The sequence below is a fragment of the Streptomyces pristinaespiralis genome (genome assembly GCF_001278075.1).
GTDB lineage: Bacteria > Actinomycetota > Actinomycetes > Streptomycetales > Streptomycetaceae > Streptomyces > Streptomyces pristinaespiralis.
On the sequence record NZ_CP011340.1, the window covers coordinates 4,170,646 to 4,185,788 of the forward strand.

At 72.7% G+C, this 15,143-nt stretch carries 10 protein-coding genes and 1 pseudogene; 6 read left to right on the forward strand and 5 right to left on the reverse strand.

Annotation, left to right across the window (positions count from 1 at the left end; all coding sequences use genetic code 11):
• Positions 1-11: 11 nt before the first annotated feature.
• On the reverse strand, positions 12-1,367 hold the full coding sequence (locus SPRI_RS17565; RefSeq protein ID WP_005314500.1) for an aspartate aminotransferase family protein: 1,356 nt from the start codon (positions 1,365-1,367) through the stop codon (positions 12-14).
• A 175-nt stretch (positions 1,368-1,542) separates the two neighbouring features.
• Between SPRI_RS17565 and SPRI_RS17570 the strand changes: the two genes are divergently transcribed.
• From SPRI_RS17570 to SPRI_RS17580, 3 genes are all read left to right on the forward strand, one after another.
• Positions 1,543-2,136, forward strand: a complete 594-nt coding sequence (locus SPRI_RS17570; RefSeq protein ID WP_005314502.1) for a DJ-1/PfpI family protein — start codon at positions 1,543-1,545, stop codon at positions 2,134-2,136.
• Positions 2,133-2,630: a MarR family winged helix-turn-helix transcriptional regulator gene (locus SPRI_RS17575; RefSeq protein ID WP_005314504.1), complete on the forward strand. Its 498-nt coding sequence runs from the start codon at positions 2,133-2,135 to the stop codon at positions 2,628-2,630. Before SPRI_RS17570 ends, SPRI_RS17575 begins: the two co-directional genes overlap by 4 nt.
• Before the next feature lie 192 nt (positions 2,631-2,822).
• A complete protein-coding gene (locus SPRI_RS17580) occupies positions 2,823-4,490 on the forward strand; it encodes a protein kinase domain-containing protein (RefSeq protein WP_005314507.1) in 1,668 nt (555 codons plus the stop codon).
• 48 nt (positions 4,491-4,538) lie between these two features.
• On the opposite strand, the gene SPRI_RS17585 is transcribed toward SPRI_RS17580, so the two are convergent.
• Entirely contained in the window at positions 4,539-5,894 is a 1,356-nt protein-coding gene (locus SPRI_RS17585; RefSeq protein ID WP_053557080.1) for a S1 family peptidase, read from the reverse strand.
• Positions 5,895-6,004: 110 nt separating this feature from the next.
• Positions 6,005-7,276 (reverse strand): LVIVD repeat-containing protein, encoded by a 1,272-nt coding sequence (locus tag SPRI_RS17590; protein WP_159039480.1) that lies wholly within the window; start codon positions 7,274-7,276, stop codon positions 6,005-6,007.
• A 163-nt stretch (positions 7,277-7,439) separates the two neighbouring features.
• On the opposite strand from SPRI_RS17590, the gene SPRI_RS17595 reads away from it, so the two are divergent.
• On the forward strand, positions 7,440-9,278 hold the full coding sequence (locus tag SPRI_RS17595; protein ID WP_078951262.1) for a serine/threonine-protein kinase: 1,839 nt from the start codon (positions 7,440-7,442) through the stop codon (positions 9,276-9,278).
• Between the two features lie 125 nt (positions 9,279-9,403).
• Complete coding sequence (locus SPRI_RS17600) at positions 9,404-10,930, forward strand: substrate-binding domain-containing protein (RefSeq protein ID WP_037774120.1); 1,527 nt, start codon at positions 9,404-9,406, stop codon at positions 10,928-10,930.
• 5 nt (positions 10,931-10,935) lie between these two features.
• On the opposite strand, the pseudogene SPRI_RS17605 reads toward SPRI_RS17600, so the two are convergent.
• Both SPRI_RS17605 and SPRI_RS17610 read right to left on the reverse strand, forming a co-directional pair.
• Positions 10,936-12,621: pseudogene (locus tag SPRI_RS17605) on the reverse strand (protein kinase domain-containing protein).
• 200 nt (positions 12,622-12,821) lie between these two features.
• The gene (locus SPRI_RS17610) at positions 12,822-14,105 is read right to left on the reverse strand and encodes an adenylosuccinate synthase (protein ID WP_005314519.1); all 1,284 of its coding nucleotides are present in this window, start codon (positions 14,103-14,105) and stop codon (positions 12,822-12,824) included.
• Between the two features lie 153 nt (positions 14,106-14,258).
• On the opposite strand from SPRI_RS17610, the gene SPRI_RS17615 reads away from it, so the two are divergent.
• Positions 14,259-15,071: a hypothetical protein gene (locus tag SPRI_RS17615; RefSeq protein WP_053557082.1), complete on the forward strand. Its 813-nt coding sequence runs from the start codon at positions 14,259-14,261 to the stop codon at positions 15,069-15,071.
• Positions 15,072-15,143 lie beyond the last annotated feature (72 nt).

Consider the following 15,143-nt stretch of genomic DNA (forward strand, 5'->3'; position numbering starts at 1 on the left):
AGGGGCGACGCTCAGGCCACCCACTCGTCGGCGACCGACAGCGCCGCGTCCAGCGCGGCCAGGCCCTCCTTCGCCTCGGCCTCGCTCACGTTGCACGCGGGGACGGCGTGCGTGCGGTTCATGTTGATGAAGGGCCACAGGCCGTTCTTCTTGCAGGCCGCGCCGAACGCCGCCATCGCCGCGTTCGCCTCGCCGGACGCGTTGTAGGGCACCAGCGGCTCGCGGGTCTCGCGGTCACGGACCAGTTCCAGGGCCCAGAAGACACCCAGGCCGCGCACCTCGCCCACCGAGGGGTGGCGCTCCGCGAGCTCGCGCAGCCCCGGTCCGAGCACGGTCTCCCCGACGGCCGCCGCGTTCTCGACGACCTTCTCGTCCGCCATGACCTGGATGGTCGCGACGGCCGCCGCGCACGCCAGCGGGTGGCCGGAGTAGGTGAGTCCGCCGGGGTAGGGGCGCTTGTCGAAGGTCGCGGCGATCTCGGCGGAGATCGCGACGCCGCCGAGCGGCACGTAGCCCGAGTTGACGCCCTTGGCGAAGGTGATCAGGTCCGGCACCACATCGAAGTGGTCGGCGGCGAACCAGGCGCCGGTACGTCCGAAGCCCGCCATGACCTCGTCGAGGACGAACACGATGCCGTACCGGTCGCAGATCTCGCGGACACCCGCGAGATAGCCGGGGGGCGGCGTCATGATGCCGGCCGTGCCCGGGATCGTCTCGAGGATGATCGCCGCGATCGTCTGCGGGCCCTCGAAGGCGATGGTGTCCTCGAGGTGCGTCAGGGCGCGGGCGCACTCCTCGGCCTCGGTCGAGGAGTAGAAGGGCGACCGGTACAGGAACGGCGCCCAGAAGTGGACGACGCCGGCCGTGCCGTTGTCGCTGGCCCAGCGGCGCGGGTCGCCGGTGATGTTGACCGCCGTCGCCGTGCCGCCGTGGTACGAGCGGTAGGCGGAGAGCACCTTCGGACGGCCCGTGTGCAGACGGGCCATCCGGATCGCGTTCTCCACGGCCTCCGCGCCGCCGTTGGTGAAGAAGATCTTGTCCAGGTCGCCGGGGGTGCGCTCGGCTATCAGCCGGGCCGCCTCCGAGCGCGCCTCCACGGCGAAGGCGGGGGCGAAGGTGGCGAGTTTGCCGGCCTGCTCCTGGATCGCGGCGACGACCTTCGGGTGCTGGTAACCGATGTTGGTGTAGACGAGACCGCTGGTGAAGTCGAGGTAGCGGTTGCCGTCGTAGTCCCAGAAGTAGGACCCCTCTGCGCCGGCGACGGCGAGCGGGTCGATCAGGCCCTGGGCTGACCAGGAGTGGAACACATGGGCGCGGTCGGCCGCCTTGACGGCAGCTCCGGTCTGCGGGTCGGCATGAGGGGTCATGCGGCTCAGCGTAGGGAACCGCCGGCCGCAGCCGACATGGCCACCTTGTATGGCCCCGGCCGCTTATCTGGGCAGGGTGTCGCCCCTTTTCGCCCCCCCTTATTGACAGCATACTGTCGTCATGACAGGCTGCTGTCATAAGCGACGGAGCAGGACACGCGTCAAGGAGGGCACCATGACCCGCGGGACCGTTCATCTGGCCGTTTACGACACCTACGCCGACTGGGAGACGGGGCACACCACCGCCCACCTCACCCAGAACGGCTTCACCGTGAAGACGGTCGGACTCACCACGCACCCCGTCACCACCATGGGCGGCGTCCGCGTCCAGCCCGATCTGGCCCTCGTGGACCTCGACCCGACGGACAGCGAGCTGCTGATCCTCACCGGAGCGACCCTGTGGGACACCGGCGACGTCCTCTCCCCCTTCGCCGCCAAGGCCCGCGCGTTCCTCGACGCGGGCGTCCCCGTCGCGGCGATCTGCGGCGCGACCGCCGGTCTCGCGCGCGAGGGCCTGCTCGACGACCGCGCCCACACCAGCGCCGTGTCGTTCTATCTGGCCGCCACGGGTTACAAGGGCGGCGACCACTACGTCGACGCGGACGCCGTCACCGACGGCGACCTGATCACCGCTGGTCCGACCGAGCCCGTCGCCTTCGCCCGCGAGGTCTTCGCCCGCCTCGGCGTGTACGAGGGCGAGAAGCTGGACGCCTGGTACCGGCTGTTCCACGACTCCGACCCGGCCGCCTACGAGGTCCTGAACGGATGAGGCCGGACCGCCACCCCCAGGAACTGCTGACCCGCACGGCCCTCGGCGTCTTCCGGCTGAACGGGCAGTTCGTCACCGTCTCCGACCGCCTGGCCAGGGAGGCGGGGCTGACGGCGGCGCGCTGGCAGGTCCTCGGCGCCGTGGTGCGGGAGCCGCAGTCCGTGGCCGGGATCGCCCGCACGATGGGCATCACCCGCCAGAGCGTGCAGCGCGTCGCCGACGTGCTCGCCGAGCAGGGGCTGGCCGAGTACCGCCCCAACCCGGCCCACCGGCGCGCGAAGCTGCTGCACGCGACGGAGGAGGGCAGGGCGGCCGTCAAGCAGCTCGATCCCGGTCACGCACGGCTGGCGAACCGGCTGCTGGGCGCCCTCGGGGAGGATGAGTTCGCGAAGACCGTGCGGGTTCTGGAGCAGCTTTCACGGGCGATGGACACGATCGACGCCGAGGACACGGCCGGCGGGGCGGCCCTCCCTCCGTCCGGACCGGAAGCCTGACGCTTCGAGGCCCGGTGCGGGCAGCCTTCGAGGACCTGGTGTTCAGGAGCCCGGCGCGGGAGCGTGCTGCCGGGCCGGGGCCCGGGCCGGTCCGGTGGTGTTCCCGAGGGACCGCTGACCTGTGTGGCCCCGGGCGGGCCCACTATCCTCGGTCCGTCGAGCATTTCGGTACGGGGGAAGGGCCGCGCGGCGATGGAGCAGCTGGCACCAGGGGATCCACATCACATCGGCGAGTACCGGATCCTGACCCGGCTCGGCGCGGGCGGCATGGGCCAGGTCTATCTCGCCCGCTCCGACCGCGGACGCACCGTCGCGGTGAAGCTCGTGCGGCAGGAGCTCGCGGAGCAGGAGGAGTTCCGTAACCGCTTCCGGCTCGAGGTCCGGGCCGCGCTGCGCGTCGGCGGGAGGTGGACCGCGCCCGTCCTCGACGCGGACACGGAGGCCCCGGTCCCCTGGGTCGCCACCGGTTACATCGCCGGGCCCGCGCTGCACACCGTCGTCTCCGGCGAGCACGGACCGCTGCCGGAGCGCAGCGTCCGCCTGCTGGCCTCCGGTCTGGCGCACGCGCTGACGGACATCCACCGGGCCGGTCTGATCCACCGCGACCTCAAGCCGTCGAACATCCTGCTCACCATCGACGGGCCGCGTGTCATCGACTTCGGCATCGCCCGCGCGCTGGAGACGGTCGCCGACGGCGGCCTCACCCGCACCGGAGCACTCGTCGGCTCGCCCGGTTTCATGTCGCCCGAGCAGGTGCGCGGCGACCGGATCACCCCTGCGTGCGACGTCTTCTGTCTGGGGTCCGTACTCGCCTACGCGGCGACGGGACGGCTCCCGTTCGGCTCCGCCGCGAGCGGCGGCCACGCGCAGATGTTCCGTATCGCGCAGGAGGAACCGGACCTGACCGGCGTCCCCGAGGCTCTGCTCGACCTGGTCCGCGACTGTCTGCACAAGGAGGCCGAGGAACGGCCGGCCCTGGAGGAGGTCCTTCGCCGGACGGCCGCCGACGCGGACGGCGAGCCGTGGCTGCCGGGTGCGCTGATCGCCCAGCTCGGCCGCCACGCGGTCCAGTTGCTGGACGCCGAGCAGCCGCAGGCGCCGGCCCAGCCGCCGACGATGACGGCGGCTCCTCGCGCGATACCGACACCTCCTCCCGCCCCGGCGCCGATGCCGGCCGCCGCGCCGCACACGCCGCCCGGACCCGCGTACGGCTATCCGCAGACTCCGCAGCCCTACCACCCCGCGCCGTACCACCAGGCCACGTACCCGCCCGGACCCCATGCCCCGGCCCGGGACGAGGCGGGACGGCGGGGCTCGCGGGGCGGGACCCTCGCGCTGATCGCCGTCGCGCTGGTCGTCGCACTCGGCGCGGGCGGCTCGGTGTACGCGTTCATGTCCAAGGACAAGGGGAAGCGGACGACCGCGGACCCGAAGCCCTCGGTCACGTCCTCGGCCCCCACCTCTCCCCCCGCCTCGTCGGGCACTCCCTCGCCGACCGGCACGCCCCCGACCGCCCAGGCGGCGGGTGACGTGCCGCAGGAGTACATCGGCACCTGGCGGGCCTCCTTCGAGACGGCGGACGGCACCAACACCCGGATCATGACGATCACCCAGGGCGCGACGGGCGAACAGGTCATGACCCTGAGCGGAACGGGCCCCAACTACGACTGCCGCTGGTCGGCCACCCTCCGCGCCCCGGGACCGCCGCTGGAACTCGACCCCACGGTCGTCACGTTCGGCGATCGCGTCTCGTGCGCCCCGGGCCAGTGGAGCCGGTTGAACATGGCCGGCGACGTCACCGTCGTCCGTGAGCTCGTGGGCTCGACCGGTGAGCCGCTCACCTACACCAAGACGGGCTGAGAGGAGCGCGGTGGCCGGGAAGGACCGCGCGCTCCTCCCCGCGCCGGGTCAGCCCCAGCTCGCGCTGTGGAAGTCCCGGTACTCCCTGCGCTCCTGGGCCGACACGAGCCACCGCGCGGCCAGCAGTCCGGTCAGGCTGAGGCCGATCAGACCCGCGCCCAGGGCCGGGCTGCCGAAGTCGACGATCGAGCTGACCGCCCGCGACCCGAGTCCCTCACCGGACCGCGGCGGCGCGGGCAGGGGTGGGGGCGGGGCGCCGCCCTCCGACTCGTCGGCCGCCCCGCCGGGGGCGGGCGGGCCGCCCGTCAGGTCCACGCCGAGCTTCTCCATGGCGGTGGTCACCGGCTGGAAGTAGGTCGTGCCGCCCGTGGTGCAGTCCCCGTCGCCGCCCGAGGTGACGCCGAGCGCCAGGCCCTCGGAGAACAGCGGCCCGCCGCTGTCCCCCGGCTCGGCGCAGACCGTGGTCTCGATCAGTCCGGTCACCGTCCCCTCGGGGTAGTTCACCGTCGCGTTCACGGCTGTCACCTCCCCGGAGCGGAACCCGGTCGTACTGCCGCTGCGGAACACCCGCTGACCGACGGCCGGTTCGCCGGCTCCGACGATCTGCACGCCCCGGCCGCCGCCGATGTCCACGACGTTGGTGCGGTCCAGGACGTCGACGTCCTCGTAGCGCACGAGGGAGTAGTCGTCGCCGGGGAAGCTGGCGGCCGTGGTGGTGCCGACGAGTTCGTCGCCCTGCCGGTCACGGAACCAGGTGGAGTCCTGCGGGCCGCAGTGCCCCGCCGTCAGAATGAAGATGTCCTGCCCGTTGGTGACGTTGAACCCCGCGGTGCACCGCCGCTGGTCCCCGAAGACCGCGGTGCCGCCGTTGACCCTGGTCGTGAAGGTCCCCGTGGTGCGTTCCATGCGGACGAAGCCGCCGATCTCCTCCGCGAGGCCGGTCATGCGCGACCAGTCGCCGGCGGAGACGGTGCTGTCCGCGCGGACGGTGATGCTGTTGGCCGCGTAGTCGACCGCCCATGCGGTACCGGGCACCCGCGGCGCGGAGCGCAGGGTCTCGGTGGCCGAGCGGAGCCGCTCCATGCTGTGGCGCACCACTCGGGCCTCCCCGCCGGCCCGCCGCACCTCCTCCGCGGCCTCCTGATCGGTGACGGCGACGACCGTCTTCCCGTCGGGTCCCGTCCAGCTGCCGGCCGTACGGGCGGGGCCGAGCCGCGACACCAGCCCGGCCGCCGGGTCGTCGGCGGCCCGTGGATCAGCGGCGGCCGGCGGTCCGGCGGCAGGCGGTTCGCCCGCCATGGCGCCGGAGACCATCAGGCCGCCGCTGAGCAGCCCGACCGCGGCGGCCAGCCGCACGGCCCGCCGGAGCTTCCGTCGTACGCCCCTTAGTCGTGCGTGCGTCATGCGCGGCCCCAAGGTCGTGACTGAACGGCTTCGCCAGTGCCGGGGCCCCGGACGCCGAGGCCCCCGGCACTCAGTACGTGCGGCGGCACCCAACCGTTCAGCCGCCGCCCCTACAGGGTCATCGAGTACACGTAGCGGTTGCCCTCGTACTCGTTGACCGACCACAGGACACCGGCCCGGGCGTCATGGCTGAGGTCCTCCGGTCCTTCCGCCTGGTGCCAGGCGAATGCGGCCGGGGGGTCACCGACGGCCTGCTTGCGCCAGGTCCGGACGGTCCCGTAGCGATCGGGCCCGGCGCTCGCCGACAGGTAGTAGGTGCCGAGGACGCTCACGGCGCCCTGCACCTGGCCGCCGTGGCGGATACGGTCACGGGCGACGGACCTGACCAGTCCGCCCGGCCGGACGGGGACCAACGCGCCGGTGCCCGGGTCGAGGTTCCAGCGGACGGCGCGCGACGACGTCTCGAGCGGGCGCATGAACTCGCTCACCACGAGGGAGTGCGGACGGGTCGTGACATCCACCGCCACCTGCGAGTAGCGCTGCTGGACCTCTACTTGGTTCGGCGCCACGTGGTCGTAGGCGCGGCTCTGCGGCAGGACGTACTTGTAGCGGTGCGCGTAGTACTTGCCCTTCCAGTAACCGCACTTGTCCGCCCGGCCGCCCGTGGCGACCTCGAGCATCTCGTCGGTGTTGAAGACGCGCAGGCCCTTCACGGTGTCCGCGATGTAGAGGCGGTTGCCGTACCAGGCGATCCCTCCGGCGTGCAGGGTCGCGGGCCGGAAGGTGAAACGGCGTCCTTGCACCCACGGTTCGACGAGCAGCACGTGCCGGTACCTCGGCGCGCCGGGGTCAGAAAGATCCACGATGCTGATCCGGGCCCCCTGGTCCTTCTCACCCGCGCGGGCGTACCAGGAGACCATGAGGATGTCAGGGGTGGTGCCGCCGGCACCGGTGTAGTGGTTGCTGATGCCCTGCGGACGCCAGTACTTGGTCCTGAAGTCGTTGGAGATGCTGTTCTCCTCGTCGGCGCCCTGCCATTGGAACGAGGTGCGCAGCCTGGGCAGGCTCGCCCCCGGCCAGTCCGGCCGCGCGGGCCGGCCCTTCCTGTTCGCGTCGGCCAGGATGCCGGCGAGCGAGGCCCTGGCCAGTCCGTGGCGTTCCTCGGGCCGCTCGCTGTCCGCCATGAGGAGGAGTCTCTTGATCACGTCCGGGTAGCTGGTGCCGGTTCCCTTGGCGCGGGTGCGCACGCGCAGGTCGAGCGGCATCGGGTCGGCGGCGGCTTGTGCCGCCCGGGCGCCGTGCGGCAGCAGCAGACCGCCCGCGGTGGCCGCCACCGGTGCCGCCGCCATGCCCCGCAGGATCGTTCTCCGTGTGGTGTCCATGACGATGGACCGTAGGAGCGGACGGGCAGGGTCGTCCCGCCTCGGGGCTGTCCGGGACATGTCCCGGACACGCCGGGCGCCACCCGTCACCCAACTCCTCCGCCAAGCCGGTGACTTGCTGCTTGCACGGGCCGCGTGCTCCACGTTGTGCGAAGATCCGGGCGTGGATGCCCTGTTGCCCGAAGACCCCACCCAGATCGGCCCGTTCCGGCTGCTCGGACGGCTCGGAGTCGGCGGAATGGGCCGCGTCTATCTCGCCCGGTCCGCGGGCGGCCGCACCGTGGCCGTCAAACTCGTGCGGGCGGAGCTCGCCGCGCAGGACGAGTTCCGGCGCCGGTTCGCCCGTGAGGTCGAGGCGCTGGAGCGGGTCGGAGGGGCCGGGACGACCCCCGTCATCGCCTCGGACACCGACGCGCAGGCGCCCTGGGTGGCCATCGGATATGTGCCGGGGCCGTCGCTGCGGAGCGTCGTCGTCGACCAGTACGGGCCGCTGCCGGCGCACTCCGTGCGCGCCCTGGCCGCGGGGCTTGCCGACGCGCTCGGGCACATCCACGCCGCCGGGCTGCTGCACCGGGACCTGAAGCCCTCCAACGTCCTGCTCACCGTCGACGGCCCCCGCATCATCGACTTCGGCATCGCACGCGCCGTGGACACCGTCACCGACGGAGGGCTGACGACGACCGGCGCGGTCGTCGGATCACCCGGTTTCATGTCGCCGGAACAGGTACGGGGCGAGCGGCTCACACCCGCTTCGGACGTGTTCTGCCTGGGTGCCGTGCTGGCCTACGCGGCCACCGGGCGCCCGCCGTTCGGGTCCGCGGACAGCGGGGTGCACGCCGTGCTGTTCCGCATCGCCCACGAGGAGCCGGATCTCGCCGGGCTCGCGCCCGAGCTGGAACCTCTCGTGCGGGGCTGCCTGAACAAGGATCCGGCCGCCCGGCCGACGGCGGCCGAGCTGGCGGGCGTGTCCCTTCCCGACGAGCCGTGGCTGCCGGCCGGCCTGCTGGCCGGACTGGGGCGGCACGCGGCCCGGCTGCTCGACGCGGACGGTGACCCGACACCGCCGACGCCGGTCACCGTGCCGGCCGCGCCGCGCAGGCGCCGGCGTGCCCCACTGGTCGCCGCGGCCGCGGTCACCGTTCTCGCCGTCGCCGGCACCTTCACGGCCCTGCACTTCAAGGACCGCGGCGGCACGGACGACGGGGCGGGCGGCACGGACGGATCCGGCAGCCCTGCCGCGTCGGCCGGCGGCCCCGACGGCATCGTTCCGGACGACTTCCTCGGCGCCTGGGAGGGCGTCCTGCGGGGCAGTGCCGACGCGCCGTACGAGACCGGGCGGATCGAGATCACCCAGGGCCGGGCCGGCGAGAAGACCGGCGTGTACGTGCACGTCACCGGCGAGCGGCTGTGCATGGGCCGCTCCACGCTCGTCTCCGCGGACGCCGACCGGATCGTGTTCGGCGAGAGCGACGTCACCACGAGCGTGCCCGAGAAGCGCTGCACCCCCGCGGCACACCAGACCCTGACCGTACGGTCGCCCGAGGTGCTGGAGTGGACGTCGGGCGACGTCAGCGCCACGTTCCACCGGTCGCAGAAGGGGCCCAAGGCCGTGCCGTCCGCCTTCGTCGGCCACTGGCGGCAGCAGTTCGACGTGCTCGACGCCCCGCCGGACCACGAGGAGTCCCGTTCCTTCGAGCTGACGGTCACCCAGGGGCCGGTCGGCGCCCCGCTCGCACGGTTCAGCGAGAACTACCCGCGCACCGACGAGGAGACCGGCGAGGAGACCGGCGACCTGGTGCACTGCGAGAGCACCGCCGTGCTCGGCGGCGTCGGCGACCTGGTCGTCCTCGGCCCGCCGCAGCTGGAGCCGGGTTCCGATCCCGAGTGCTCCCCGTCGGGCTCCGCGCAGAACCTGCGCGTCGACCGCTTCGAGGGCAAGGAGCGCCTCCTCATGTACGGGATGAGCGCCGACGGCGAACCGGCGGAGTACGTCCGCAGGTGAGCCGCCAGGGCGGTTGAACGCCGGACCAACTTTGGGCGTCCGGTCGCACAAGCCGCTCCCCCGCCCCGCGCTCCCTCCGTACGGTGGCCGCTCCACCGTGGGACGCGAGGAGCGAGGGGGCACCCGTGGAGTGGCTCAATGCCGAGAACGTCGTGGCCGTGCTCACCGCCGTGCTGGGCATCCTCGCCTCCGGCGGCGTGCTCTGGTACGAGCGGCGGGTGCCGCGGCGCCGACGTATCGGGTACCGGGTGCAGATGGACACCCCGATCGGCAGCGACGTCCGCGCCGGCCGGCCCAACTTCCGGCTCGGGCTGTTCAACGAGGCCCCGGAGATGTCCGATGCCACGCTCGTCCTGCTGCGCATCGAGAACGACGGCTCGCAGAGCATCGCGGACAACGACTACACCGGCCGGGAGATCCACGGCCTCACCGCGGAGTTCACCGATCGCACCGTACGCGCCATAGCGGTCACCCAGCCGCCGGGCGCCGAGCACCTGATGGACCACTTCACGGCGGCCGCCGGCATGCGGCACACCGGCGGAACGATTCACCTGCCGCGCGTCCCCCTGAACCAGGGCCAGCACTTCAAGCTGCTGGTGCTGCTCACCGGCGGCCCGGTCGGCAGCGCGATCCGGGTGACCGGCGGCCTGCGGGACGGCGACGTGGCCCCCAACCGCAGCACCACTCCCGACGACACCCCTCCGCTGTTCAGCCGCGCTGCCCGGGTGATCACCGTGCTGCTGACCGTCTGCGTCGTGGCGCTCGCCACGATCATCGTCGCGCGGGACGACTCCCGTCCGCCGATCGGCTGCGCACGCGGGGAGCTCACCGTCACCGGCTCGACGGCCTTCGCGCCGGTGGTGCGGGAGCTGGCGAAGAAGTACGAGAAGGACTGCGAGGGCGCCACCGTCACCGTCGACGCGCACGGCAGCAACGCCGGCATCAGGGCACTCGCGGAAGCGGGCGCCGCGTCGCAGGACGGTTCACCGGCGGTGATCGCACTCGCCGACGGCCCCAAGCCGGGCGGCTATCCGCAGCTCCGTGAGACCCGGGTCGCCGTCTCCGTCTTCTCGCTCGTCGTCAACGACCGCGTCACGCTGAAGAACCTCTCCCTCGACGCCGTCCGCAAGCTCTACCGGGGCGAGATCACCGACTGGTCGCAGCTCGGCGGTCCCGACCTGCCGGTCCTCCTCGTCAGCCGGGACGCCAACTCCGGTACCCGGGAGGTCTTCCAGCGCCGGGTCCTGCACCGCAACGAGCCCGTGAACTCCTCGCGCGACTGCACGCACAAGGACGACGCGGAGGCTCCCGTCGTCCGCTGCGAACTCAGCAGCACCGAACAGGTGCTGGCGACGGTCGCCGATCTGCCGGGTGCGATCGGCTACAGCGAACTGCGCTCCGGCAGCGGCCTGAAGGGCCTGCACCGCCTGACCATCGACGGCGACGCGCCGTCCGTCGACGACATCGGCGAGACGGGCTACCCGTACCGCGAGATCGAGTACGCCTACACCTACGGCCGGCCGCCCGCCGACTCGCTCGTCTCCAGCTTCCTCACCTACATGAGCCGCGGCGGCGGGCAGGACGTGATCACCACGCACGGGCACCTGCCGTGCGCGACGCCGAAGGGGCTGCGGATCTGCGGGGAGGAGTGAGCCGGTCAGTCCTCTGCGGGCATCAGTCCGGTCACCTTGCCGCTGGGATCGGCGTCGAGATAGCCGCCGGCGCCGTACTCGTCGGAGAGGTAGAGGCCCACGCCCAGCGGGGTGTCGAAGGTGTCGCTCGGCACCCGGGCCACCAGGTAGCGCGAGGTCGGATCCATCACGTTCAGGTCCTTGTGCGCCCGCTCCAGCAGGGCGGGGATCATGTCTTAGTCGAAGTCGTCCAGGCGGAACGGACGGTGGCCGCTCGGCAGGGTGCCGCTGATGATGCCCTTCCGCGCGCCCTCACCGACGCGGTAGGTCCAGCTGTCGTACCGCTTGTCGTCGCCGTCGACCATCACTTCGACCGACACGTGCTCCGGGTACACGGTCAGGCCACCGGCCCTGTCCGTACCCGTCTTCGCCTCGATGTCCGCGATCGCCGTGCGGATGCCGTCAGGAGTCAGCAGGTCGACCTGCTCGGCGCTCTTCGACGGCGTGGGACTCGGCGGGGTGGGCGTGGGGGTCCTCTCCCCGGTGACGGCCGGCCCCGACGGCTTCGCCCCCGCCTCGCCGCCCTTTCCGCCGTCGGGCAGCAGCGTCCACACCAGGACGCCTGTCAGCACGGTCGCGACGACGGACGCGCCGATCGCGAGCCGGCGGCCCGCGGCACGCCCGGCCGGCACCGGCCGGGTCACCGCCCCCTGCGGCGCCCAGGCCGCGGCGGACGGGACCTTGCCCGCGTTCGTCGGCGCCGGTACCGCGTCCTCGGGAGCCGACGCCTGGGCCGGTACGGCGTCCTCGGGGGTCGCGGCGGCGGGCGGCGCGAGCCGGTACGAGGTCGTCGCCGGCGGCGACGCGGCGCGGCCCTCCACCACCTCGGCCAGCATCCGGTCCACCGCCTCGGGGCCGGGACGGGCGGCCGGGTCCTTGACCAGCACGGCGGCCAGCAGCCCGGCCAGCGGACCGGCCTGACGCGGCGGCGGCAACTCGTCGTTGAGGACGGCCGCCAGCGTGGCGAGCGTGGTACCGCGCCGCAGCGGGTGGTGTCCCTCGACCGCGACGTACAGCATCATCGCCAGCGACCACAGGTCCGCGCCCGGCCCGCCTTCGTCCCCCGAGATCCGCTCGGGGGCCATGTAGTCGGGCGTGCCGATGATGGAGCCGGTCGCCGTCAGGACGGTCGACTCCCTGATCGCCGCGATGCCGAAGTCGGTGAGCACGGGCCTGCCGTCGGGCCGCAGCAGTACGTTCGCGGGCTTCACGTCCCGGTGCTGGATGCCGGCGTCGTGCGCGGCCCGCAGCGCCGCCAGCACCTCCCGCCCCATCCTGGCGGCCTCGACGGGCGTCATCGGCCCCCGCGCCAGCCGGTCGGCGAGCGACCCGCCGGCGACCAGTTCCATGACGAGCCACGGGTAGGTGTCCTCGCCGCCGTCGACGACGTGGTGGATCGTCACGACGCCCGGATGCTCGACCCTGGCGAGCGCGCGCGCCTCCCGCAGCACCCGTGCCCGCAGCAAGCGGGCAGCCTCCGGGTCGTACTCGGCCAGCCCCGGATCGGGCGGCCGTACTTCTTTCAGCGCCACGGCCCGGTCCAGCACGATGTCCCGTGCCCGCCAGACCGTCCCCATACCGCCGCCGCCGAGCCGCCCCTCCAGCTCGAACCGGCCGTCGACCACCCGTCTCGCGGGCCCCCCGTCGTTCATGGCGGGAGCATAAGGGACACGGACGACACCGGACGGCGGGGGCATCGCCCAGGGGGCCGGGCCGGCGGCGGGCGGGGCGGGCCCCGGTCCGCACGGCGGCGCCGGACACAAAAGAACCCCCGGACGCGGATCCGCGGCGAAAGCGCTCGGCCCTCGCCGCGGATCTGCCCCTCGGGGGTTTCCAGTGTCCCGCGGACGACCTACAGGAACGAGTTGATCTCGATCGTCTCGGTCCGGCCGGGGCCGACGCCGATCGCGGAGATCGGGGCGCCGGACATGTCCTCCAGCGCCTTCACGTACGCCTGCGCGTTCTTCGGCAGGTCGGCGAAGGTCTTCGCCTTGGTGATGTCCTCGGACCAGCCCGGCAGCATCTCGTACACCGGCTTCGCGTGGTGGAAGTCGGTCTGGCTGTACGGGAGCTCCTCGACGCGCTTGCCGTCGATCTCGTACGCCACGCAGACCGGGATCTGCTCCCAGCCGGTGAGGACGTCCAGCTTGGTGAGGAAGAAATCGGTCAGGCCGTTGACCCGGGTCGCGTAGCGCGCGATGACCGCGTCGAACCAGCCGCAGCGGCGGTCACGGCCGGTGGTGACGCCCCGCTCGCCGCCGATGCGGCGCAGCGCCTCGCCGTCCTCGTCGAACAGCTCCGTCGGGAACGGGCCCGCGCCGACACGGGTCGTGTACGCCTTCAGGATGCCGATGACGCGGCTGATCTTCGTCGGACCCACGCCGGCGCCGGTGCAGGCGCCGCCCGCGGTCGGGTTCGAGGAGGTGACGAAGGGGTACGTGCCGTGGTCGACGTCCAGCAGGGTGCCCTGGCCGCCCTCGAAGAGGACGACCTTGCCCTCGTCGATGGCGTTGTTCAGGATCAGCGTGGTGTCGGCGACGTACGGCCGGATCTGCTCCGCGTACTGGAGCATCTCCTCGACGATCTTCTCCGCCTCGATCGCGCGGCGGTTGAAGACCTTCGTCAGCAGCTGGTTCTTGGTGTCGAGGGCCGCCTCGACCTTCTGCATCAGGATCGACTCGTCGTAGAGGTCCTGGACGCGGATGCCGACGCGGTTGATCTTGTCGGCGTACGTCGGGCCGATGCCGCGGCCCGTGGTGCCGATCTTGCGCTTGCCCAGGAACCGCTCGGTCACCTTGTCGACGGTGACGTTGTACGGGGTGATCAGATGGGCGTTTCCGCTGATCATGAGCTTGGACGTGTCGACGCCGCGGTCGTTCAGCCCGCTCAGCTCGGAGAGCAGAACCGCCGGATCCACGACGACACCGTTACCGATGACCGGAGTACATCCCGGCGAGAGGATTCCGGAAGGGAGGAGATGCAGCGCATACTTCTGGTCGCCGACGACAACCGTGTGGCCGGCGTTGTTGCCGCCCTGGTAGCGCACCACATAATCCACGGACCCACCGAGCAGGTCGGTGGCCTTTCCCTTGCCCTCGTCACCCCACTGAGCACCGAGCAGCACAAGTGCGGGCACAGGCGTACACCCCTTCCGGGCGGGGCAAGACCAAGGTCAGGGGGCCGGAGCCGTGCCTGAGTCCTGGGACAGGTTGCCCCGGAATAGACGAAGCCCCTGGCGCAATAGCGCAAGGGGCTCTTGCACAAAGATGCTACCCGAGGAAGGACCGAGGTGTCGGATCCCGACCAGCTGCTGGTGGTCATCGACCCGGTCGCCCGCCGAATGGACGGCGAGTCCGTGCGCATCGCGAAAGATGTGCTGTGCGGCGGGTCGGAGGCGAAAATCTGTCTTCCCCAGGGCCCGGAGGAATTTGCCCGGGCACTCGCCCGGAGGGGTTCGCGCAGGCCGGTGGTGGTCGGTGACGACCGGGCACTGCTGCGGGCTGTGGCCCTCCTGCACCGCGACCGCTCGCTCGGCGACGGCGTGCTGGCGCTCGTCCCCGTGGGCGCCTCCGTACGGCTCGCGCACTCCCTCGGCGTCCCCGCCGGGGCGGTCGCGGCGGCCAGGGCCGTCCTGGAGGGGACGCCGAGGCGGCTGGACCTGCTGGTGGACGAGAGCGACGGGGTGGTCCTGGGCGATCTGGCGATCCCGGCGGCCCGCCCTGCGGCACACGCGGCGGGAGCCTCGATGTGGACGACGGCCCGCTCCCTCGTACGCACCCTGGTGCGCCCCGCCCCCTCGGCCGCCCCTGTCCGCACCCACCGGCTGCGCGTGGAGGCGGACGGGATCCTGCTCTGCGACCTGGACCGCCCGGTCGAGGACGTCACCGTCCGCGCCGGCCCGGGCGGCCGCGCGGAGGTCGTCGTACGCCACGGCGCTACCGCCGAGCCGCTGCGCGCGAGCGCCCTCTCGGTGACGGTCTCCGGCCCGGACTTCCGCTACCGCGCCGACGCGCACGTCACCGGCCCGGTCCGAACCCGCACCTGGACGGTACGGGCGGGGGCATGGGGCCTGACACTCCCGGTGACGGCCCCGACGGGCTGACCCGGGCGGGCCGCCCCGCACAGGGCGCCCCGGCGAGGCACGGCGACACGCGGCCCTACGCCGGCAGGGCCC